Origin of the sequence: Oscillibacter valericigenes (assembly GCF_021531915.1) — a bacterium.
Classification (GTDB): domain Bacteria; phylum Bacillota; class Clostridia; order Oscillospirales; family Oscillospiraceae; genus Oscillibacter; species Oscillibacter valericigenes_A.
Window position 1 is genome coordinate 261,289 of record NZ_JAFBIV010000002.1, and the last position, 20,949, is coordinate 282,237.

Below are 20,949 nucleotides of genomic sequence, written 5' to 3' on the forward strand. Positions count from 1 at the left end.
AGACCGTATGAATGCAATCGTTGTAGTTGACAGCCGCTGGGCCATCGGCTGTGAGGGCAGACTGCTGTTCTCCCTGCCCACGGACATGAAGCGCTTCCGCTCTCTGACCCTGAACGGCACCGTGATCCTGGGCCGCAAGACCCTGGATACCTTCCCCGGCGGCAGGCCCCTGCCCAAGCGGCGGAATATCGTCATTACCCGCAATGTGGACTTTGACCGGGAGGGCTGCGAGATCGCCGGCAGCCCGGAGGCCGCCCTGGAGCTGGCGGCGGACACCCCGGATGACCAGCTGTGGGTCATCGGCGGCGGCAGCGTCTATACCGCCCTGCTGAACAAGTGCAAGCGGGTGTATCTGACCAAGGTGGACGCCGCGGCGGAGAACGCCGACACCTTCTTCCCCAACCTGGATAAGCTGCCGGGATGGGAGATCGAAGCCACCAGCGACCCGGTGGCAGAAAACGGGGTCACGTACCGGTTTATCGATTACATCAATACGAAGCTGTAAAAGGGACGCCGCTTTGCGGCGCGGGAACTCCGCCCCCCACTTTTCTTTGTCTTGCCAAAGAAAAGTCGCCGCCGGAGCGGTGGAAAAGAAAACGCTTTTATCGCAAAGACGGCACAGGGCAAGGCCCTGTGCCGTCTTTGCGTATACGGGAGTCGTCGTGGTCGGTGCAGCGTAAACCTGCAGGCCTGTACCGGGTGCGCTTTAGCCTTGGGGAACCAGGAAGTGCTTCTCCGCATTTGGCGGTATGTGCTTCTTTCCGGGGTGCTTGACGAACGGACCTGCTGCTCTTTCCGCTGCCGCTTCTGCTCTGCAGCGGCGGGGCTAATGGGATACCCGTAGGGGCGGATATTATCCGCCCGCTTTCAGCGGCTCGTTCTCCCGCGCCGCCCAGTAGTCGGCGCTGCCTTGCTCGTAGCCCCACGCCGCTTCGTCGGCGGCGCTGGCGGCGGGCAGGTCCATGCCCTCCTCCCAGAGGAGGACGGCTTCCTCTCCCCGGCCATACCAGACCCGGGTGACCTCCCGGTCGATTCCCTGACTCTCGGCCCAGGTGTTTTCCTCCGCCACATCCAGAATCATCTCCCGGTCCGCCAGGGTCACGCCGTCCCACCGTTTTTCCGTGATAAGGGCCCGGAGCGGCACATAATACTTGTTTCCTGCCTCATCATATTCAAACTTGACCCTTCGCAAATTCAGATCGTCGTCAATATAAAAATGATACAAAACCCGTCCGTCGGAGAGCTGACGCACATTGGAAAGCTGTATCTTTTCCGCCGGCACGGGAAAGAGGTGCAGCTGTGTGGCGGCCAGCCACGCTCCCACCAGCACCAGGCACACCGCCGCCGCCATGGCGGCACCCTTCAGCCGTGCCTTCCACCTGGTCTTCTTCCATTCTTCGGAAATTTTCTTCACCGCCGCCCCGTCGGCGGCGTTTTTCTGCGTTTCAGCTGTGGGCAGGGGGGCGTCCATCTCCGCCAGCGCCTCCCGGCAAATGTCACAGGTCTCCAAATGTACCTCCACTGCCGCCCGGCTGGCGGCGGAGCACACCCCGTCATGGTACAGGGGCAGCAGGTCCATCACGATCTCATGTTCCATGGAATTCCTCCTTTAATTTCTGCCTGGCCCGGAAGTAGGTCACCCGGGCCCAACTCTCCGTCTTACCGAACAGCTCTCCGATCTGGGAGAAGGGCAGCTCTCCGAAGGTCCGCAGGGAGAACACCTCTTTATACGGCTCCGGCAGGCCGTGGAGCAGCACATGGAGCCGCCGGGCGTCCTCCCGGTCGTCGAAGCGGGCCTCAATGCCGCCGCCCTGTTCCGGGGCCGTATCCGCAAACTTCTGCCGATCCCGGCACAATGACAGGTACTGATTCCGGGCGATCTGACACAGCCACACCCGCAGCTGGCAGTCACCCCGAAAGCTGTCGATGGCCGTCAGGGCCTTGAAGAAGGTCTCCTGGGTCACCTCCTCCGCCGTGGCCTCGTCCCGGCAGATAGTCAGAATGTACTTGTACACGTCGGCGAAATACAGCCGGTAGACCTCCTCAAAATCAGGCACCGCTCCACCTCCTCTCTGCTCGTCACCCATAAGACGGCGGGAACTTCATTTCGTTACAGGGACTTTTCAAATCCTGTTTTTTTGATTATAATGAAAAGAAAACCGGAAGGAAAGGGGGGACCTCCATGGCGGACCTGAACACTGACATTCGCTCTATCAAAGGCATCGGCGAGCAGCGGGCCAAGGCCCTGAACAAGCTGGGTATCGCAACGCTGCGGGATTTGATTAGCTGGTTCCCCCGAAAGTACGATGACCGGCGGCAGGCCCGGCGCATTGCGGACCTGGTCCCCGGGGAGAGCGCCTGCGTGGCGGCTATGATCGCCGCGGAGCCCAAGGTCTCCCATATCCGGAAGGGCATGGACCTGGTGAAGGTCCGGGCGGTGGACGAGTCCGGCGTGCTGGATATCACCTTTTTCAACCAGACATGGCTGAAAAACCAGCTCATCCAGGGGGAGACCTACATCTTCTACGGCAAGGCGGAGGGAAACCTCCTGCGGAAAACCATGGCCAGTCCCATCGTGGAGCGGGAGGGCAGGGGAGAGTTCACGGGCCGCATCGTGCCCATCTATCCCCTGACGGCGGGGGTTTCCCAGTTGATCCTGTCCCGGTCCATCCGGCAGGGACTGGACGCCTGCGCCGATATTTTACCCGATGTGCTGCCGGATGAAGTGCGGCAGGACCACCATCTGTGCCGCATTGGCTACGCTTACGAGAACATCCACTTCCCCGAGGACGAGACCGCCCTGGACCTGGCCCGGCGGCGGCTGGCCTTTGAGGAGCTGTTTTTCTTCACCATCGGCCTGCAGCGGCTGCGAAACCGCCGGGAAACCGTTCAGGTGGAGCCCTGCGGTGCTGTGGACATGGCAGAATTCTATCACGCTCTGCCCTTCACCCTGACGGATGCCCAGCGCCGCTGCGTGGAAGAAGCCCTGACAGACATGCGCTCCGGCCAGCCCATGAACCGGCTGTGCCAGGGCGACGTGGGCTCCGGCAAGACCATGGTGGCCGCCGCCTGCGTGTATTTTTGCGTGAAGAACGGCCGCCAAGCGGCATTGATGGCCCCCACGGAAATTCTGGCCCAGCAGCATTACAACGGATTGGCCCCTCTGCTGGAAAATCTGGGCATCCGCTGCGCCCTGCTGACGGGCTCCACGAAAGCCGCCGTCAAGCGCTCCATTGCTTCCCAACTTGCCAGCGGCGAGATCGACTTTGCCATCGGCACCCACGCCCTCATCACGGAGGGGGTAGAGTATGCGGACTTAGGGCTGGTTGTCACGGACGAGCAGCACCGCTTCGGCGTGGCCCAGCGGGCGGCTCTGGCCGCCAAGGGCCAGCACCCACACACCCTGGTCATGTCAGCCACCCCCATTCCCCGGACGTTGGCGCTGATCCTGTACGGCGACCTGGATGTGTCCGTCATCGACCAGCTGCCCCCGGGCCGCCAGCCCATTGAGACCTACGCCGTCCCCGGCAGCTACCACCCCCGGGTGTATAACTTCATCCGCAAGTTGGTGGGGGAGGGGCGGCAGGCCTACATCGTCTGCCCTATGGTCGAGGAAAATGACGAGCTGCCCGACGAGCGGAAGGCCGTCACCGCCTACGCCCAGAAGCTCCAGGCAGAGGTCTTCCCGGAGTTGAAGGTGGCTTTCGTCCATGGCAAGATGAAGGCAAAAGAGAAGGATGCCGTCATGGCGGCTTTTGCCGCTCACGAGACGGACATTCTGGTGTCCACCACGGTCATCGAGGTGGGCGTGGATGTACCCAACGCCGCCGTCATGGTCATTGAGAACGCGGAACGGTTCGGCCTGAGCCAGCTCCATCAGCTCCGTGGCCGGGTAGGCCGGGGCAAGCACCAATCCTACTGCATCCTGATCTCCGACAACCAGAACGAGGAGACGAAGCAGCGCCTCAAGGTCATGACCAAGACCGCCGACGGCTTCAAGATCGCCGAGGAGGACCTGCGGCTCCGTGGCCCCGGCGACTTCTTCGGAGAGCGGCAGCACGGCCTGCCGGGGTTGAAAATCGCGGACATCGGCTGCGACACCCAACTTTTGAAGGAGGCCCAGCAGGCGGCGGAGGAACTTCTGGAAAGAGACCCGGACCTGCGGGACCACCCCGCCGCCGCGGAGCGGGTGGCGGAGCTGTTCGCCCAGGCGTCGGATACGCTGAATTAAAAAACCGGCCGTGAAAACGGCCGGTTTTTCTTATTCCATATGCGCTTCCATGAACCGCAGCAGCGCCGCCTGATAGGCGGGCATGTCCACGTACCAGCTGACGCCATGGCCTGCGTCGGGGACCGTCAGCAGTTGCACCTCTGCCGCGCAGGCGTCCCGCAGAGCCAGGGCCATGCCGCAGGGAACCACATGGTCCGCCTCGCCGTGGATCAGCAGGATGGGCAGTCTGGCCCGCTTCACGCAGTCCAGGGCCGAGGTCTCCGTGATGCTGAAACCGCCGAACAACCGGGCGCCCAGCGCCGTGAAGGGATACAGGGGAAACAGGGGCCAGCGGCGATGGTGGATGGTTTCCTTCACGATGCCCGCCGGGGTGTCGTAGCCGCAGTCGGCCACAATGCCCCGCACCGTCTCCGGCAGGGGCAGGTCGGATGCCATCAGCACCGTGGCGGCTCCCATGGAGATTCCCCAGAGGAAGATGGGCGTGTCAGGTCCCATCCGTCTGGCAGCATACCGGGCCCAGGCCAGACAGTCCAGCCGCTCCCGGACGCCGAAGGTGATGGTGTCCCCCTGACTCTCCCCGTGGGCCCGCTGGTCCGGCATCAGAATGTGCCAGCCCCGTTCCCGGCAGAGCTGAAAGCCGCCGCTGCCGTCCCGCTCCGCCGTGGAGCGGTAGCCGTGGAAAAACAGGATCAGGGGCGCGCCGGACTGTCCCTCATAGAACTTCCCCACCAGCTTCAGCCCGTCGTGGGAGCGAACGGTGACCCGCTCATAGGGTGTCTCCAGCAGGATGCGGATGTTTTCCAGCATCTGCTCCCGGTATTCGTCAAAGCCTTCGCCCTCGGGAATTTCCTGAATGGGGGACTGTCGCCGGGGGTCCGCCTGAAAGGCGGTGCGGTAGCCGCACCAGGCTCCCACGGCTGTGGTCAATGCGGCGGCTCCGGTCAGGACCGCCGCCGTTTTCATCGCATGCTTCACGCTCATTTCAGTTCATCCAACGTCAGGGCGAAGCTGTCCATGAAGGTCTCCAGGAAGTACCCGACCTCCGGCAGCTCATAGGCCTCCAGTGCTTTGCGGGTCTGGGCGGCGGCCTCCCGGAACTCGTTGTTTCCGGCCTTCAGCTCCTCCACGCACTTGATGTAGGCGGACAGCTTGTCCGCCGCCTTCACCAGCCGGATGACCTCCGGGTCCGTGGGGGTGAGGATGGGTGCGTATACCCCATGCAGCTCCTCCGGCAGCATGGCCAGCAGCTTGCCCTCCGCCACCGCCTCCACGTCCTTATAGGCCTTGCGGATGGCGGGGTTGTCGTACTTGATGGGGGTGGGCATGTCGCCGGTCAAAATCTCCGATGCGTCGTGGTACAACGCCGCCACCGCCACCTGGCCGGGGTCCACGGTGCCGCCGAATTTTTCGCTGCGGATGACCGCCAAGGCGTGGGCCAGGACGGCCACCTGATGGCTGTGCTCCTGAACGTTCTCCTGGGCAGTGTTGCGCATGAGCGCCCAGCGCTGGATGAACCGCATCCGGGAGATGTATGCAAAAAAGTGACTTTTCATGTGCTCATTCCTCCACGATCTCGCCCAAAAGGGCCTCGCCTTCCAGGCCGGTGATGCGAACGTTTTTCACGGTGTTGTGCAGGTTTTCCCCCTCCACCAGCACCTCCATGTAATTGGGGGCGTGGCCGAAGAAACGGCCGTCCTTGGGCTGCTCAAAGAGGACCGAATACATCTTGCCCACGCAGGCAGCCAGATATGCCCGCCGCATCTCCGCCGCCACCGCGGCGCCACGGCGAGCCCGCTCCTCCTTGACGGCTTTCGGCACCTGGCGCATCTCCGCCGCCGGAGTACCGGGCCGGATGGAGTAGGGGAAGATATGCATCTGGGCGAAGCCGCAGGTACGGATGAAGTCCAGCGTCTGGGCGAACTCCTCCTCCGTCTCCTCCGGGAAGCCCACGATCATGTCGGTGGTGATGGCCGGATGTTCAAAATATTGGTTCAAAAGTGCAACAGACTGTGCAAAACGGGTGGTATCGTACTTCCGGTTCATGCGCTTCAAGGTGGCGTCACAGCCGCTCTGCATGGACAGGTGGAACTGGGGGCACAGGTCCGGAAGCTGCGCCGCCCGGCGGCAGAAGTCCTCCGTGATGGTCCGGGGCTCCAGGCTGCCCAGCCGGATGCGGACGCCGGGAGCAGCCTTGCACAGGCCCTCCATCAGATCGATCAATGTCTGGCCGTTTTTCAGGTCCTTGCCCCAGGAGGAGATCTCGATGCCCGTCAGGACGATCTCCCGGTAGCCGTCGGCCTTCAGCTGTGCCGCCTGCTCCATGGCCTTGTCCAGGGGCAGGGACCGGACGGGGCCCCGGGCGTAGGGGATGATACAGTAGGTGCAGAAGTTGACGCAGCCGTCCTCCACCTTCAGCATAGCCCGGGTGCGCTCCGCCATGCCGCCGGCGGGCAGCACCTCGAAGGTCCGGCGGTCGAAGGCCTTGTCGATGGCCTCGATGGGCCGCTTCTCCTCCACCGCCTGCTCCAGCAGGTCGATGAAGCCCACCCGGTCGCCGGTGCCGGCGATCAGGTCCACATCCAGCTTCCGCACGTCCTCCACATGGGTCTGGGGATAGCAGCCGCACAGGGCCGCCACCGCCGCCGGGTGCTCCCGGCGGACGCGGTGGAGCATCTGCCGGGATTTCTGGTCGCTGACCGCGGTCACGGAGCAGCTGTTGACCACGTAGGCGTCGGCCGGGGCGGAAAACTCCACCACCTCATGGCCCCGCCGCCGCAGCTCCTGCTCCATGGCCTGGGTCTCGTATTGATTCACCTTGCATCCAAGGGTGTAAATGGCAACTTTCATGGGAATCTCCTTGCCTTTTCTGAAAAAGCTCTATATAATAATAAAATTGTGCAAGTACGGTAAAACCGAACTCGTTTTTGCATGTTACCGTACTAGTATACCGTTTATTTCTCTTCAGGGCAAGTCCCAAGAAAAGGAGTTCTCCCTATGATTTATCTGGATCACGCCGCCACCACCCCCGTCCCCCGGGAAGTGGCGGACGCCATGTATGAGGTTCTGACGAACCAGTTCGGCAACCCCAGCTCCCAGTACCAGCTGGGTCTGGACATGAAAAAGCAGGTGGAGGGCTGGCGGAAGACCGTGGCCGATGCCCTGGGCTGCGAGCCGAAGCAGCTGTACTTCACCGCCTGCGGCACCGAAGGCGACAACTGGGCCATCCAGGCGGCCTGCTGGCAAAACCGCCATGTAGGGCGCCACATCGTCACCACCGCCGTGGAGCACAGCGCCGTGCTGGAATGCTGCAAGTGGATGGAGCAGCAGGGTTACGAGGTGACCCGCATCGCCCCCGATGGCAAGGGCAGCATCACGGCGGAGCAGGTGCTCTCCGCAGTGCGGTCCGACACGGCCCTGGTCAGTGTGATGATGGTCAACAACGAGCTGGGCAATGTCTATCCCATCGCGGACATCGCCAAGGGCCTGGCTGCCAAAAATCCCAAGACATTACTGCACACCGACGCGGTGCAGGGTTTTTTGAAGGTCCCCTTCTCCGCCAAAGCTCTGGGGGCGGACTTCATCACCATCTCCGGCCACAAGATCGGCGGCCCCAAGGGCGTGGGCGCCCTGTACATCGGCCCCCGGGTGCGGAATCCCCGGCCTCTGCTGGCCGGCGGCGGCCAGGAGGGCGGCCTGCGGTCCGGCACAGAGGCCACCGCCCAGATCGCCGGCTTTGCCAAGGCGGTGGAACTGCGGACAGAGGACCTTGCGGACAAGCTGGCCCACATGGCGGAGCTCAAGGCTTACGCTGTGGAGCGTCTCACTGCCATTCCCGATCTGACGGTGATCTCTGACGGCACTGCCCCCCACATTCTGGCGGTCTCTCTGGCAGGCTGGCCCAGCCAGAACATCGTCAACGACCTGTCCGCCCAGGGCCTCTGCATCTCCGCCGGCTCCGCCTGCCACCAGGGCAAGCCCAGCCATGTGGTGGCCGCCCTGAAGCTGCCCAAAAAGACAGCGGGCGGCGTCATCCGCATCAGTTTCGGCCCGGAGACCACCAAAGCCGACATCGACGCCTGCGCCGATGCTCTGAAAAACCACCACGACAACCGGATGCCCATGCTATGAGCATCAAACATCAGGAGTATTTTTCATGCTGAACCATCTCCGCCGGGAACCCGGCTTTTACAAACGGCTGTGGACGCTGTCCCTGCCCATCATCCTGCAGAACCTCATCACCTTCTCCCTGGGGTTGATTGACACCTTCATGGTGAGCCAACTGGGTAACGAGGAGATGGCCGCTGTCACCACCGCCAATGTGCCGGTGTTTCTGCTCATCAGCATCGTCTTCGGCGTCCAGAGCGGTCTGGGGATCCTGGTGAGCCAGTATTGGGGCAGGGGGGATGTGAAAAGCATCAACCGTGCGTTGGGTGTGGCATCCTTTATCGGCACCGGCATTACCGTGGTGCTGGCGGTGCTGTTCTTCCTCTTCCCCGTCCCCGTCATGGACCTGCTGTCCAACGAGCATGCCCTGTCCCTGCTGGGCGCGCCGTACCTGCGGATCATCGGCTTCTCCTATGTGTTCAATATGCTCTCCTCCATCTACGCCAGCGCCCAGCGCAGCGTGGAAAATCCCACCTTCGGCATGAAGCTCTTCGGTTTCTCCACTCTGCTGAATACCGGCCTTAACTATCTGCTGATCTTCGGCCACCTGGGCTTTCCCGCCATGGGCGTGGCCGGGGCGGCCCTGGCCACCCTGCTGGCCCGAATGTCGGAATTCCTGATCTGCACGGTCTGCGCCCTCCGCAGTAAAACCATCCCCCTGGACTTTGTCCGCTTCCTGCGGCCCGGCTGGGACATGACCCGCCGCTTCGTGAAATATGCCTCCCCGGTGGTGCTGAATGAAGCCGCCTGGGGCCTGGGCAACTCCCTGCTGACAGTCATTCTGGGCTACACGGATAACTCCGTGGAGATGCTGGCGGCCAACGCCGTCATGGGCAACCTGACCCGTCTGTTCCTGGTGGTTTGCTTCGGCCTGGGCGCCGCCACGGCGGTGCTGGTTGGCAAGGCCATCGGCGAGGGACAGAGCCGGGAGGCCGTCATGTCTCTCAGTCAGGCTCTGATGGGATTTGCCGTGCTGGTGGGCGGTGCCGTGGGACTGACGGCCCTGATTCTGGTGCCCACGCTGTTCGTGCCGGTCATCTTTCCCCTGTTCAAGCTGTACGGCGAGTCCGCCGCCATTGCCACAGCTCTGGCGGTCGCCAGCTTTCTGGGCCTGCCTCTCCACGCCCATTCCATTTCCTCCATCACCGGCGTCCTGCGTGCCGGCGGAGATGTGGGCTGGTCCACCTTTCTGGACCTGGCGCCTCAGTGGCTGGCCTGCCTGCCCCTGACCGCTCTGGCGGCTCTGGTGCTGAAGACCGGGTGCTGGCCCATCGCCATCGCCATGCAGGCGGAGTGCATCATCAAGGTCCCCCTGTGCACCTGGCGCATCAACAGCGGCAAATGGATCAACGACCTGACAAGGAGGCACAGCACACCATGACCAGCCTGTTTCGCTGCCCCATCTGCGGCGGCCCGCTGACCCGGGAAGAGCGGGCTTACCGCTGTCCGGTCGGTCACAGCTACGACATTGCCAAGGAGGGCTACACCTACCTGCTGCCCCCCAATCAGAAGCACTCCGCCGCCCCTGGCGACGACAAGGGCATGGCCGTTGCCCGGCGGGACTTCCTCTCCAAAGGGTATTATGTACCGCTGCTGAATACGCTCTGTACTGAAATTTCAGCCCGCACAGGGAATTCCCCGGCTCTGCTGGACACCGGCTGCGGCGAGGGATACTACACCGCCGGCATCTTCCGCGCTCTGGCGGAGGCCGGGAAAGACCCCCGCATGGCGGGCACCGACATCTCCAAATTCATCCTCCGCTATGCCGCCAAACGTGAGAAAGATGTGGAGTTCGCCGTGGCATCCTCCTATCACCTGCCGGTGGCGGACGGGAGCATGGATATACTTCTGAACTGCTTCTCCCCCCTGGCCCTGGAGGAGTTCCGCCGGGTGCTGAAACCCGGCGGCGTGTTCCTCTATGTGGTCCCGGCGGCGGACCACCTGTGGGAGCTGAAGCAGGTGCTCTACGAGAAGCCCTACCCCAACGAGGAGAAAGAAACTCCCTACGAGGGCTTCGCCTATGACGCCATCGTCCCCGTGGACGCCCGCATCCATCTGGAAAGCCAGGCGGACATCCACGCCCTGTTCCAGATGACCCCCTACTATTGGAAAACTCCCAAGGCCGGGGCGGAGCGGCTGGCAGCCCTGGATACGCTGGACTGCCGCATCGCCTTCCGCGTCCATATTTTCCGAAAACTGTAACAGAGGTGCTGACATGAAACCCAATCCCACCCGTTCCGCCCTCATTCTCATCGACATGGAAAACGGCTTTGTGGACCCCCGGGGCGGCCACTGCATCCGCTTCGCCCAGTCCACCGTCCCCGCCTGTGTCCGGGCGCTGGGCCTGTCCCGGTCCAAGGGCATCCCTGTGTTTTTCGTCAAACGCATTTACCGGGCCGACGGCAGCGACGTGGAGCTGACCCGGTATGCCGCCTGGAAGGCCGGAGGCCGGGCCTGTATGCCCGCCTCCGCAGGCTTTAACAGTGCTCAGGCACCGGAGGGCCTGCGGCCCCAGCCCGGGGATTACACCATCATCAAGCCCCGGTGGAGCGCCTTTTTCCAGACGGAGCTGGACCTGATCCTGCGGCGTCTGGATGTGCGCACCGTGATCCTGGCGGGCACCACAACGCCCAACTGCGTCCGCACCACCTGCTATGATGCCATCGCCCTGGAGTACAACACCGTTGTGCTGACGGACTGCTGCTCCTCCCAGACGGAGGAGATCCAGCGGGTGAACCTGGAGGACATGGAGCGGGCCGGCGCCATCCTCATGGACAGCACCGCTTTCGCGGACTACGGCCCGGAGACCGTGGCCGACCTCTCCGCCGCCATCCGGGAAGAAATGCTGCAAAGCGATGCCAGCCCGGAGCCCTTCCTGGATGCCCCCGGCGGCACCGGCTGGACCGACCTCTGGTAATGAAAAGGCGTGCCCAAACGGGCACGCCTCAGGCTGTCGATAAACCCGAAAATCTTACGCAACGGGAAGGAAGGGTGTGCGCGGGGAACCCAGGAAGGGTTCCCTGCGCCACTCAAATCAACAGTTTTCAGAACTTTTTTGAAGTTCTGAAAACTTGTTCAGCTTGTTGAAAAGACTTTTTCGACAAGCTAAGGCGTGCCCAAACGGGCACGCCTTTTATCATCTGTCATCCTTTTGCAGGGTCGCTTGACTCAGCAGGGCTTTTCCGGCTTCTCCTCCGCCTTTTTCGCTCTGCGGCGCTTGCGCAGGACCCGGATGACCGCCACGGCGAGCACCGCCAGCACCAGCACCCACATCCAGCCGTATGCCAGAGCCACGGCAAAGTTCTCGATGGCGTCGGTGAAATTCGACCAGCCGCCGGTGAAGGCCTTGCCCAGGCGGCTCATAAAGCTGTCGGGCACCTCCTCCACATCGGAGAGCTTGTATACCTCCTGCAGGGAGATGGACACAGTGGCGTAATCCACCTGTCCGTCGTAGTGCCGCAGGGTACCGGAGAGCTCGTCGATCATCTGCTCCGTCTCCGAGATGGCGGATTCGATGGTAATGATGTCCTCCATGTTCTCCGCCTTGGCCAGCAGCGCCTGGAGCCGCTCCAGCTTGATCTGTAGGGTTTTCAGGCGGCCCTGGGTGTCGTAATACCGCTCGCTGATATCCTCCTGCTGGGCGTCCCGCCAAGTCTCGTGGCACAGCTCCCCTGCCTGGTCCAGGAAAGTCTGGTACTTTTCCGCCGGGATGCGGACGGTGTACTCCGCCCAGCGGCCATTGCTCCGCTTGCCCACACTGCTGGACTGGAAGTAGCCGCCCATCTGCTCCGTCAGGTCTGTCAGGCCCTGAACGGCCTCTTCAAAAGTAGTGGTCTCCAGATTCATCTGTGCGGTGCGGATGAGCTTCTGTCCGGCGGGATAGGTCGCCCCTCCGCCGGATGCGGTGCTGCCGGAATCGAAGCCCAGGTACTCCTCCGCCATTTCCGTCTCCACGGGATACGCCATATCCGCCGCGGCACTGGGGGCTTCCGCCGCGAACTCCTCCGATTTGCTTCCGCCGCAGGCGGCCAGGGACAGTACCAGCAACAACGCAAGCGCCAGTGCAAACAGCTTTCTTTTCATGGTCCATCCTCCTTTTTCCACCCCTGCTCTTCCAACACGGGGGTGCTTTACCTGAATAGACGAAAAGTCATGGCAAAATGTTCCGCCTTTTTGCGCCGTATCTTGCCTTTTTTTGCCCGGTGGGGTAAAATAACCCTGCTTGAACATTTGGAATGGAGGAACTGTACATATGACTTATCAGGAAATTCTGGCCAACGCCCGGACCTGCTCCGGCCCCCACTGCAAGGCCTGCCCCGTCTGCAACGGCCTGGCCTGCAAGAACACCATGCCCGGTCCCGGTGCCAAGGGCATCGGCACCGGCGCTATCCGCAACTACCAGAAGTGGCAGGAGCTGTGCGTCAACATGGACACCATCTGCGAGAACAAGCCCGTGGACACCACCGCCCGCCTCTTCGGCCGGGAGTTCGTGCTGCCCGTGTTTGCCGCTCCCGTAGGCGCCATGCAGCTGCACTACGGCGACAAGTACAACGACCTGGAGTACAATGACATCCTGGTGTCCGCCTGCGCCCAGGCCGGCATCGCCGCCTTCACCGGCGACGGCACCAACCCCGCCGTGGTGGAGGCCGCCGCTGAGGCCCTGAAGAAGTCCGGCGGCCTGGGTGTGCCCACCATCAAGCCCTGGAACATCGAGACCATCCGGGAGAAGATGGATCTGGTGAAGGCCGCCGATCCCTTCGCCATCGCCATGGACATCGACGCCGCCGGCCTGCCCTTCCTGAAGAACCTGACGCCCCCCGCCGGCAGCAAGACCGTGGAGGAGCTGAAGGAGATCGCCCGGATCGCCGGCAAGCCCTTCATCCTCAAGGGCATTATGACCGTGGCCGGTGCCAAAAAGGCCCTGGAGGCCGGGGCCAGCGGCATCGTGGTCAGCAACCACGGTGGCCGCGTGCTGGACCAGTGCCCCGCCACCGCCGAGGTGCTCCCCGCCATCGTGGACGCCGTGGGCGGCAAGATGACGGTGCTGGTGGACGGCGGTATCCGCACCGGCATGGACGTGTTCAAGGCCCTGGCCCTGGGCGCCGACGGCGTGCTGATCGCCCGGCCCTTCGTCACCATGGTCTACGGCGGCGGAGCTGACGGCGTGCAGGTGTACGTGGAAAAGCTGAAGGCCGAGCTGGCCGACGCCATGGCCATGTGCGGCGCCCACAGCCTCAGCGATATTGACCGCTCCATGATCTTCGGCTATTGATAAGCGATAAAAAAATCAGCTCCCCGGTTGGGGAGCTGATTTTTTGCTTATTTCTGGAGGATTATTCCTCATCCCGCTTCTTGCGGCCCAGGAGGGACACGCCGGCCAGTCCGGTGCCGGACAGGGCGGTCAGCGCCAGCCACAGGGAGGCCATGTCACCGGTCTTGGGGACATCAGACTGGGGAATGTCCTCGTCGGGAAGGTCCTCCATGGGGACATCGGGATCGGTGAGTTCCTCACCGAGGACTTCCGTGCCGGGGATGTCGGTCTTGGGAACATCAGGGTCTCCGATATCCTCGCCGGGCTTGTCGCCGGGCTTGTCGCCGCCGGGACCCTCGGGATCGCTTCCGCCGGGAACATCATCGGGAGTAAAGACCCACGTACCCACCAGGGTCACGTCACCGACAACGCCATTTTCATCCACCACGGGGCCGGAGGGCTGCCAGCCGCTGAAGGTCCAGGTACCACCGGGGACCTTGACAGGCTCCAGGGCATCCGGCGTAATGGTGGGGTCGATGCTGGTGACATCATTGCCCATGCTGCCGCCGGGGAGCTTATCCAGCACTTCCTGGGGCAGTTCCTTGCCGTCCGTGCCGCTCTCAAAGCCGTAGTTCACATCGTACTTGGGGAACTGGATCTTGTCAGCGCTCAGGATAGCGTCCACGTTGACAACATAGGCCACCTGCTTGCCGCCCTCGGTCTCAGACTTATTGGGAACCACATAACCAGCGCCCTTATTGCCGTAAACGCCGTCCGCGTTAAAGATGAAGTAGGTTCCATCCTTGGGAACATTCACCGCAAAGGAATTGTACAGGTTATCGCCGTCCAGGGGCAGCGTGAAGCGATTGACTTCCTTGCCGTCCTTATCCACCACGACGAACTCCACAGACTCCTTCTTGTTCAGGCCATTGCTGTCCAGCTTGCCCAGCTCCTCCAGGAAGCGGCCGTTGATGAACTGGTTATCCTTGGAACTCAGAGTGCTGCGGGTGTCAATTGCAAAGTAGAGATCACCATAGGCTTCCAGATCGCTGTTGTCGATGCGGATGGTGCCGCCATCACCATTATAGCCGTTGCCGATGGCAGAAGCATAAAGGCCGGACTTTGCGTAGACAGTGCTGCCATCAATGATGATATCACCAAATGTGCCCAGATAACCCGCGCCAATACCCGGAGCATAGGCGCTGCCTGTTGCGGTCACGTCCGCATTTTCGGAAATCTCAATGCTCTTGACAACACCAGAAATACCGCTGCCGATGCCGCTGCCGTATTTGCCCGTGGCAGTCGCCTGTACCTTACCGCCGCTGATGGTGACGGAAGAACGCTCATATTCCGTCTCATTCTTCACCGTGAGATAGTTGCCTCCGCTGCCGATGGCGGCCGCTCCGGACCCGCCAGTGGCAGTAACATCTCCGTTTTGAATATGGATGGTGCCGCTGTAGCCGCCTGCGCCGCCGCCGATACCGGCGCCGCCGTTGGTAGAGCCGGAAGAAGAACCGGTGGCAGTCACCTTACCGGTGGTATTGATGGTAATATTGCCTGCGGACTGACTCTGACCACCGCCGATACCGGCGCTTGCATATTCAGAGGAGGCATTCACATTGGCGTTACCCTGGATCGTAATATCGTTCTTGGCATTTGTCCCGTCAACGTCGTAACCCTTGTTGCCGCTGCCGACACCTGCGCCACAGGTGCCAAACAGTCTGTTGGCATGAGCGTTTACATCAGCATCGCCTTCAATAACTACTGTACCCGTATTGGTCATGTAGCCACCGCCGATACCAGCGGCACCACCATTGCCTTCAGCCTTGACTGTTCCACCGCTGATGGTGATCTTACCTTCGTTTGAGTTGCTGCCGGCTCCATGACTGCCTGAACCGATACCTGCGCCTCCGATGCTGCCGACAGCAGTTACGTTACCGCCGGCAATCGTGATATTTGAGGCATCACCGTTGTTGCCGCCGCCGATACCTGCACCACCTGCAACTGTGCTGCTCCCACTGATTACTATTCCACTGGGAAGCGTAATATCAGCGACATTTCCGCCTGTTGCGTTTACTGTTCCGCCGTTAATTGTAATATTGCCGGCGCCCGTATTCACGAGGCCACGCGCTGTGCCGCCACCGCCAATACCGGCAGCATAGGAACCGCCTGTAGCGGTTATTTTACCGCTGTCAATAGTGATGTTGCCGCTGTTGCCGTCAGCATAACCGCCGCCTACCAGCGTACTTCCGCCAATACCGGCACCGCCGGCCTGGAGCTTCGAATTGATTCCGCCGACAGCATCCAGGGAACCGCCATCGTTGTTGCCGTCCTGGATGATCACGGTCGCGTTGGTGTCTTTTCCGTCCCCCGCATCGGAATCGCCCTTGACTTCCAGACCCGCGCGGCCGTCATCGCCTTTCAGAATGTTTTTGCCGTCCAGTTCGATGGTCACACTGGAGCCCTCTCCAATTGAGACAGCTGAATCTTGCTTCGCCTCGATATTGACATCCTTCAACGTGATGGTCACATCGCTGACATTTTCGCCCACCTGCACGGTGTTGGTAGTTGCTTCTTTTTCAGAGCCTGATTTTGAATCAACACCCTGATTGATGATAATCTTACCATCATTTGAGGTATCTTCTTTTACATAGGTGCGGTCTGCCGTGTCCTTTGTGACCTCATCTCTGGTTTTCTGCCAACTATAATCGCCTTCGCCATCCTGGTCATTGTCCACATAAACGCTACCCTGTTCCAGATCATACTCCACCGCCAAGGCGGCGGTGCTGGCGATCCCCATGGTCATGCTGCCGGCCAGCAGGATCGCAAACAGTTTTTGCAGTTTCTTTTTTGCCATTTTCTCAATCTTCCTTTCGCTTTTTAGATTGAAATTCTGGCAGCTGGGCTGACTTGGCTGAGTCCTTTCGGTGGTCCCCGCTTTAGCCCCCTTGCTTTGCGTCCCATCCTTTCGGGTGGTTTGCCCTTACAGTTTTACAAATACGCGGCTCCCCGCGCCGGGTCCAGCACTCGTTCTCTCTTGCTGTTGAGGTTACTATACCACATGCCGGTTACAAATTCGGTTACATTTTTAAAAATTGTTTCAAAATTGTTCTGTCAAATTTTACAATATTTTTACCTTGTTTTTGTAATTTATTGAAAAACGCACAGGGCGGTGAAGCAGGTCCCCTCGGGGCCAAGGCCCTCCACCCGGTAGGTATCCGCCTCCCGGAAGCCCTCCAATCGCAGATCCTCTCCCAGGGTGGCCTCCTTGCTGTAGTTGATATAGAACTCCCGCGGCACCCGGGGCTGCAGATCCGCCGGCAGGGCGTCCCAGACGATGTCGCCGTAGTTGCCGCTGAACAGGTGGCCGTTGCCGTCCAGGTCCGACCAGCGGATGGCCCGGCGGCCCAGGTCCTCCGTGCCCTCCCTGGGCAGGACGATCTTTTTCGGCTCGGGACAGTCGATCTCCACAGGGCAGACCGTCAGGGGCTTGGCTGTGAAGGAGCCGGGCCGCAGGATCTTCCGGGTGATGGGGTCCACCAGGATCCAGTCGCTTTTGGCGGAAACGCACAGCCGCCCCGTCTGGTCCCGCATCTCATAGACACGCTGCATATGGGCGCCCTTGGCGCCGTTTTCCCAGGTGGTGATATCCAGCAGGTCCCGGGTCTGCGGGCAGGCGTGGATCTTCACTGCCGCGCGGGACAGCAGGAATACCTCCCGCATGGCGTACAGCTTCTCATGGGTCAGCCCCCGGGCGTCGTAGTCATAGCCTGCAAAGGCCGCCATTTTGCTGAGGATTGCCGCCACCCGCATCCGCTTCTCCCGGTCGCAGTCCCAGAATACCAGTTCCTCCTGTCGAAAATAGCTGTTTTCTGTCAGCTGCTGCCTGAAATCTTTCACCCTGGTCTCTCCTTCTGAAAATAATAGGTGAGTATATCACATTTTTCTTTTTTGGGCAAGGCGAAAAGGTTGACTTTTCCAGGCAGCTGTGATACTTTAAGTGTGACAAAATTTTATTACCATTGGAGGTTTTTATCATGGAAAAGAAAGTCATCGCCACCACCGCCGCTCCCGGCGCCATCGGCCCCTATTCCCAGGCCCGTCTGATGGGTGATCTGCTGATCACCTCCGGCCAACTGCCCCTGGACCCCGCCACCGGCGCGTTCCCCGAGGGCATTGAGGCCCAGACCCGCCAGTCCCTGACCAACGTGAAGGCCATTGTGGAGGCCGCCGGCCTCTCCATGGACGACGTGGTGAAGACCACCGTGTTCCTCAGCGACATGAACAACTTCGGCGCCATGAACGGCGTGTACGCCGAGTTCTTCACCGAGGGCAAGTACCCCGCCCGTTCCGCCGTGGAGGTTGCTCGTCTGCCCAAGGACGCTCTGGTGGAAATTGAGGTCATCGCCTGCAAGTAAGCATCCCCCGAATTTCCGTATTTACAGCTGACGGGAGACCCGGCTGCGCATAAAGCGTCAGCCGGGTCTCTTGACAGTCTGAGGCCCCCGGAACCACAGTTCCGGGGGCCTGTTTGATACCTGTTTACCGCTGATTTCAGCAGCCCGTCAGGGGATTCACGTCCCCCTCGGGCGGGACGATGCACAGCCCCATCAGCTCCCCGTCGCCGGTGTTGCCGAAGTTGTGGCGGACGCCGGAGGGAACGTGGACCCAAGTGCCGAATTCCAGGGGCACCTTCTCCTTGCCGATGCGGAAATAGCCCTCGCCCTTGATGCAGACGAACCAGTGGCACCACTCATGGGCGTGGATACTGCTCTCGGCGCCCGGCTCCAGGGTGAACAGCCGCATCACATAGTCGTCCCAGAAGCGGCCGTCGGGGCCAAAGACGATTTTCTTGGTGGAGTTTTCGATAAAGTGGCCTCCGGTGACCACCGGCAGGTCCCGGATATTGCCGGAATATTCGCTCATAACAGACTCTTCCCTTCCAGATGATTTTTCCCAACGCGGGTCCCCCGCGCTCACTTCAGCTTGCTTCGAATTTTTGCCTTCAGTTCCGGAGACAGCAGCTTCCCCGCCGCCCGCACCGGCAGTGGCGGAAGACCGCAGAAGCGCTTCCGCACCCGGTCAAAGGGCTCCAGGGCATAGGCCGCGAAGAAGGCTGCCCGGTCCGCGGGCTGCTGGATGGGCGACGCCAGCCGGGGGTTCCCGGCCACGGCCCGCTCCACGGGGAAGGCCTGGCGGCTCAGGGGCAACTGGTCGAAGATGTGGCTGCCGTGGGCCGTGTTCACCAGCAGCAGATTGACGCCCTTTTCCTGCTGCTCCGGCAGCTCGTCGGGCCGCAGGCCCCAGAAGTCGCCCAGGGTAAAATCACCGGGGCGGTTCAGGTTGGTATAGGCGCAGCAGTGGCAGCTGGGCCGCAGGAACAGCGCCCGGCCGAATGCCCGGCCGTACTCCGTGGCGAAGAGGGGCGCTGTATCCACGGTGCCGTCATCGTAGACCGTGGTGAAATGGCTGTCCTTCCAGCCGGTGACCTTGTTGCGGAACCGCACGGCCTGCAGGCCCTTGCCCTTCCGCTGCTCGATGGACCGGGCCATGTCCTCCCATACGCCGGGAGAGGGCACGCCGTGGCATACCAGGTCACAGGTGGTCAGATTCTCCGGGCGGCTGCCCAGGAAACGGTACAGGCCGTCCACCTGGCAGGGGGTGCCGGAAAACAGCACCGGCCGGACTTTCAGCGCCTCCCGGATCTCCCGGAAGGTCTCCCCCAGGTCGCTCTGGACGTATTTGGCACCCCGCAGCCGCCACAGGTCCTCCTTGCGGAAGCAGGCGATATGCCGCAGGTGCTGCCTGCCGTCCATAGCGGCGCCGTAGACCACGCCGCCGCCCTCCAGCACATACTCCGCCAGGGCCGTGAATACGCCGCCGGAGGTGGAATCCTTCCGAATCTGGTCATCCCGGTTCCAGGCGGCGAAGGCCGCCGGCAAATGCATTGCGTTCCGCTCGTGAAGCATGGGGCACACCGCCGTGCAGTGGCCGCAGCGAACGCATTTGTCCGGGTCGATAACGGGATAGGCAAAGCCCTCCTTGTCCCGCTCCATGGTGATGGCGTCCTTGGGGCAGCCGCTGGCGCAGGCCGTGCAGCCGGTGCAGGTGCCGTGCTCCGCCAGGACCGGAAAGTCGCCCTGAACCTTTTGGGGCGCAATGATTTCCGTCGCGTATTGCTCGTTCTCCAGGGCGGCTCGCAGATAGGCCAAGGAGGACTTCCGGGCCTCCGCCAGACGCTCCGACGCCCCGGCCCAGTCGATCTCCGTCTCCAGGTCCGCCGTGTCGCCCTTGCCGATGATGCGGTCCGTCAGGCCCAGGCGGCTGAGGATGCTGAAGGTCCGGGACCGCTCCGGCGCCGCCAGCTCACTGGGGGCCACTGCCGTAAAGAAGGGCTTCTGGAACTGGACGGAAAACACGGTGCCGTGGAAGGAATTGGTGCAGACGTAGCTGGCGTTCTGGAACAGGGCCAGGAACTCCGCCGGGCCAGCGTCCAGGATGCACCGGGCCTTGGGGTGGACCTTCCGGCGGATGCCGCACAGCTGGACCACCGGCAGGCCCGTCCGCTCCGCCAGCTGGCGGATGTAGGGTTCCAGAGCACCGGGCTTGCTGATGCAGTAGCAGAGAATATACCCCTGAGGGGTATTTGTTTCTGTACCGGGATACCCCCGAGGGGTATTTGCCATAGCAGCCCACTGGTCCGCGTTCAGCAGCAGGGTGGGGTCCAGCACCACGGGGAAGTCCTTCCCGGTGATCTCCCGCAGGATCTCCCGACCCTGGGTCTCCCGTGCGGACACATGGGAGAAATCTTTCAGATAGTCCCGCAGCTCCGTCTCCATCTCCTCCGGAATGGCGGGAATGCCGAAGGAGGGGGCGTAGGCGATCTTCCGCCGGTCCGAAAAAGCCCCGAAAAACACCGGGTCGAAATGCCCGTCCGGGAAAATCTTCGGGTTCCAGATCTGGTCGCTGCCGGAGAGGATCAGATCGTAGGGCAGTTCTGCGTGGCGCAGCTCCTCCAGGCTCTCAAAGCGGTGGCCGGAGATGCGCAGATGATCTTTGGAGAATTTTTCAAACCGCTGGTAGCGGGTCTCCAGAGCCTTGTAATGCAGGGCCGTGTGGGTATCCGCCGCCAGGCTGCCCAGGCCCGTGGGCTTCCGGAAGAGGGCGTTTTTCTGGTTGACATAATAGTCTATGATCTCACACTCTGCCCCCAGGGACTCCACAGCCCGCTGGGTCGCCGCCGCCTGCAGCAGGGCACCGTAATGGTGGATATGATAAAAGGTGACAAGTCCTGTTTTCAAGA

General features: G+C 61.8%; 18 protein-coding genes and 1 riboswitch. Of the genes, 8 read left to right on the forward strand and 10 right to left on the reverse strand.

What is annotated here, in order from left to right:
• The first annotated feature begins 7 nt into the window (after positions 1-7).
• Positions 8-505: a dihydrofolate reductase gene (locus tag JQM66_RS02975; protein WP_235228314.1), complete on the forward strand. Its 498-nt coding sequence runs from the start codon at positions 8-10 to the stop codon at positions 503-505.
• A 348-nt stretch (positions 506-853) separates the two neighbouring features.
• Here the strand turns inward: JQM66_RS02975 and JQM66_RS02980 are convergent, their stop codons facing one another.
• Both JQM66_RS02980 and JQM66_RS02985 read right to left on the reverse strand, forming a co-directional pair.
• Positions 854-1,597 carry a zf-HC2 domain-containing protein gene (locus JQM66_RS02980; protein WP_235228315.1) on the reverse strand — a complete coding sequence of 248 codons (744 nt, stop codon included), beginning with the start codon at positions 1,595-1,597 and terminating at the stop codon, positions 854-856.
• Complete coding sequence (locus tag JQM66_RS02985) at positions 1,587-2,057, reverse strand: RNA polymerase sigma factor (protein ID WP_235228316.1); 471 nt, start codon at positions 2,055-2,057, stop codon at positions 1,587-1,589. Before JQM66_RS02985 ends, JQM66_RS02980 begins: the two co-directional genes overlap by 11 nt.
• Before the next feature lie 125 nt (positions 2,058-2,182).
• Between JQM66_RS02985 and recG the strand changes: the two genes are divergently transcribed.
• The gene (recG, locus tag JQM66_RS02990) at positions 2,183-4,231 is read left to right on the forward strand and encodes an ATP-dependent DNA helicase RecG (RefSeq protein WP_235228317.1); all 2,049 of its coding nucleotides are present in this window, start codon (positions 2,183-2,185) and stop codon (positions 4,229-4,231) included.
• Positions 4,232-4,261: 30 nt separating this feature from the next.
• Here recG and JQM66_RS02995 read toward each other — a convergent pair whose 3' ends face one another.
• Genes JQM66_RS02995 through mtaB form a run of 3 tightly spaced genes read right to left on the reverse strand, consistent with a single transcriptional unit; the run spans position 4,262 to position 7,078 of the window.
• Entirely contained in the window at positions 4,262-5,212 is a 951-nt protein-coding gene (locus JQM66_RS02995; RefSeq protein WP_235228318.1) for an alpha/beta hydrolase, read from the reverse strand.
• Entirely contained in the window at positions 5,209-5,784 is a 576-nt protein-coding gene (yfbR, locus tag JQM66_RS03000; protein ID WP_235228319.1) for a 5'-deoxynucleotidase, read from the reverse strand. The genes JQM66_RS02995 and yfbR overlap by 4 nt, the downstream gene beginning before the upstream one ends.
• 4 nt (positions 5,785-5,788) lie before the next feature.
• Positions 5,789-7,078, reverse strand: coding sequence for a tRNA (N(6)-L-threonylcarbamoyladenosine(37)-C(2))-methylthiotransferase MtaB (mtaB, locus tag JQM66_RS03005; RefSeq protein ID WP_235228320.1), 1,290 nt, complete (start codon positions 7,076-7,078; stop codon positions 5,789-5,791).
• Positions 7,079-7,225: 147 nt separating this feature from the next.
• On the opposite strand from mtaB, the gene JQM66_RS03010 reads away from it, so the two are divergent.
• From JQM66_RS03010 to JQM66_RS03025, 4 genes are read left to right on the forward strand one after another with little or no spacing between them, the layout of a single operon-like run.
• Complete coding sequence (locus JQM66_RS03010; RefSeq protein ID WP_235228321.1) at positions 7,226-8,359, forward strand: cysteine desulfurase family protein; 1,134 nt, start codon at positions 7,226-7,228, stop codon at positions 8,357-8,359.
• A 25-nt stretch (positions 8,360-8,384) separates the two neighbouring features.
• Entirely contained in the window at positions 8,385-9,776 is a 1,392-nt protein-coding gene (locus JQM66_RS03015; protein WP_235228322.1) for an MATE family efflux transporter, read from the forward strand.
• Entirely contained in the window at positions 9,773-10,597 is an 825-nt protein-coding gene (locus JQM66_RS03020) for a putative RNA methyltransferase (protein ID WP_235228323.1), read from the forward strand. The genes JQM66_RS03015 and JQM66_RS03020 overlap by 4 nt, the downstream gene beginning before the upstream one ends.
• Positions 10,598-10,610: 13 nt before the next feature.
• Positions 10,611-11,312 (forward strand): cysteine hydrolase family protein, encoded by a 702-nt coding sequence (locus JQM66_RS03025; RefSeq protein ID WP_235228324.1) that lies wholly within the window; start codon positions 10,611-10,613, stop codon positions 11,310-11,312.
• Between the two features lie 251 nt (positions 11,313-11,563).
• On the opposite strand, the gene JQM66_RS03030 is transcribed toward JQM66_RS03025, so the two are convergent.
• A complete protein-coding gene (locus JQM66_RS03030; protein WP_235228325.1) occupies positions 11,564-12,478 on the reverse strand; it encodes a DUF4349 domain-containing protein in 915 nt (304 codons plus the stop codon).
• 169 nt (positions 12,479-12,647) lie between these two features.
• Here JQM66_RS03030 and JQM66_RS03035 point away from each other — a divergent pair, with 169 nt between their 5' ends.
• The gene (locus JQM66_RS03035; protein WP_235228326.1) at positions 12,648-13,667 is read left to right on the forward strand and encodes an alpha-hydroxy-acid oxidizing protein; all 1,020 of its coding nucleotides are present in this window, start codon (positions 12,648-12,650) and stop codon (positions 13,665-13,667) included.
• Between the two features lie 61 nt (positions 13,668-13,728).
• On the opposite strand, the gene JQM66_RS03040 is transcribed toward JQM66_RS03035, so the two are convergent.
• Both JQM66_RS03040 and JQM66_RS03045 read right to left on the reverse strand, forming a co-directional pair.
• On the reverse strand, positions 13,729-16,503 hold the full coding sequence (locus JQM66_RS03040; RefSeq protein WP_235228327.1) for an SHIRT domain-containing protein: 2,775 nt from the start codon (positions 16,501-16,503) through the stop codon (positions 13,729-13,731).
• A gap of 35 nt (positions 16,504-16,538) precedes the next feature.
• A riboswitch (cyclic di-GMP riboswitch) is annotated at positions 16,539-16,638 on the reverse strand.
• 158 nt (positions 16,639-16,796) lie between these two features.
• Positions 16,797-17,546, reverse strand: coding sequence for an acyl-[acyl-carrier-protein] thioesterase (locus tag JQM66_RS03045; RefSeq protein ID WP_235228328.1), 750 nt, complete (start codon positions 17,544-17,546; stop codon positions 16,797-16,799).
• A 137-nt stretch (positions 17,547-17,683) separates the two neighbouring features.
• Here JQM66_RS03045 and JQM66_RS03050 point away from each other — a divergent pair, with 137 nt between their 5' ends.
• Entirely contained in the window at positions 17,684-18,064 is a 381-nt protein-coding gene (locus JQM66_RS03050; protein ID WP_235228329.1) for a RidA family protein, read from the forward strand.
• 136 nt (positions 18,065-18,200) lie between these two features.
• On the opposite strand, the gene JQM66_RS03055 is transcribed toward JQM66_RS03050, so the two are convergent.
• Positions 18,201-18,572, reverse strand: coding sequence for a cupin domain-containing protein (locus JQM66_RS03055; RefSeq protein ID WP_235228330.1), 372 nt, complete (start codon positions 18,570-18,572; stop codon positions 18,201-18,203).
• Positions 18,573-18,622: 50 nt separating this feature from the next.
• Positions 18,623-20,947, reverse strand: coding sequence for a polysaccharide pyruvyl transferase family protein (locus JQM66_RS03060; RefSeq protein ID WP_235228331.1), 2,325 nt, complete (start codon positions 20,945-20,947; stop codon positions 18,623-18,625).
• Positions 20,948-20,949 lie beyond the last annotated feature (2 nt).

Coding starts and splice junctions, on each gene's coding strand:
- JQM66_RS02980 (WP_235228315.1), bottom strand. CDS start 1,597: ATGGAACATGAGATCGTGATGGACCTGCTGCCCCTGTACCATGACGGG.
- JQM66_RS03030 (WP_235228325.1), bottom strand. CDS start 12,478: ATGAAAAGAAAGCTGTTTGCACTGGCGCTTGCGTTGTTGCTGGTACTG.
- JQM66_RS03040 (WP_235228327.1), bottom strand. CDS start 16,503: ATGGCAAAAAAGAAACTGCAAAAACTGTTTGCGATCCTGCTGGCCGGC.
- JQM66_RS03020 (WP_235228323.1), top strand. CDS start 9,773: ATGACCAGCCTGTTTCGCTGCCCCATCTGCGGCGGCCCGCTGACCCGG.
- JQM66_RS03055 (WP_235228330.1), bottom strand. CDS start 18,572: ATGAGCGAATATTCCGGCAATATCCGGGACCTGCCGGTGGTCACCGGA.
- JQM66_RS03035 (WP_235228326.1), top strand. CDS start 12,648: ATGACTTATCAGGAAATTCTGGCCAACGCCCGGACCTGCTCCGGCCCC.
- recG (WP_235228317.1), top strand. CDS start 2,183: ATGGCGGACCTGAACACTGACATTCGCTCTATCAAAGGCATCGGCGAG.
- yfbR (WP_235228319.1), bottom strand. CDS start 5,784: ATGAAAAGTCACTTTTTTGCATACATCTCCCGGATGCGGTTCATCCAG.
- JQM66_RS03010 (WP_235228321.1), top strand. CDS start 7,226: ATGATTTATCTGGATCACGCCGCCACCACCCCCGTCCCCCGGGAAGTG.
- JQM66_RS03015 (WP_235228322.1), top strand. CDS start 8,385: ATGCTGAACCATCTCCGCCGGGAACCCGGCTTTTACAAACGGCTGTGG.
- mtaB (WP_235228320.1), bottom strand. CDS start 7,078: ATGAAAGTTGCCATTTACACCCTTGGATGCAAGGTGAATCAATACGAG.
- JQM66_RS02975 (WP_235228314.1), top strand. CDS start 8: ATGAATGCAATCGTTGTAGTTGACAGCCGCTGGGCCATCGGCTGTGAG.
- JQM66_RS02995 (WP_235228318.1), bottom strand. CDS start 5,212: ATGAGCGTGAAGCATGCGATGAAAACGGCGGCGGTCCTGACCGGAGCC.
- JQM66_RS03050 (WP_235228329.1), top strand. CDS start 17,684: ATGGAAAAGAAAGTCATCGCCACCACCGCCGCTCCCGGCGCCATCGGC.
- JQM66_RS03025 (WP_235228324.1), top strand. CDS start 10,611: ATGAAACCCAATCCCACCCGTTCCGCCCTCATTCTCATCGACATGGAA.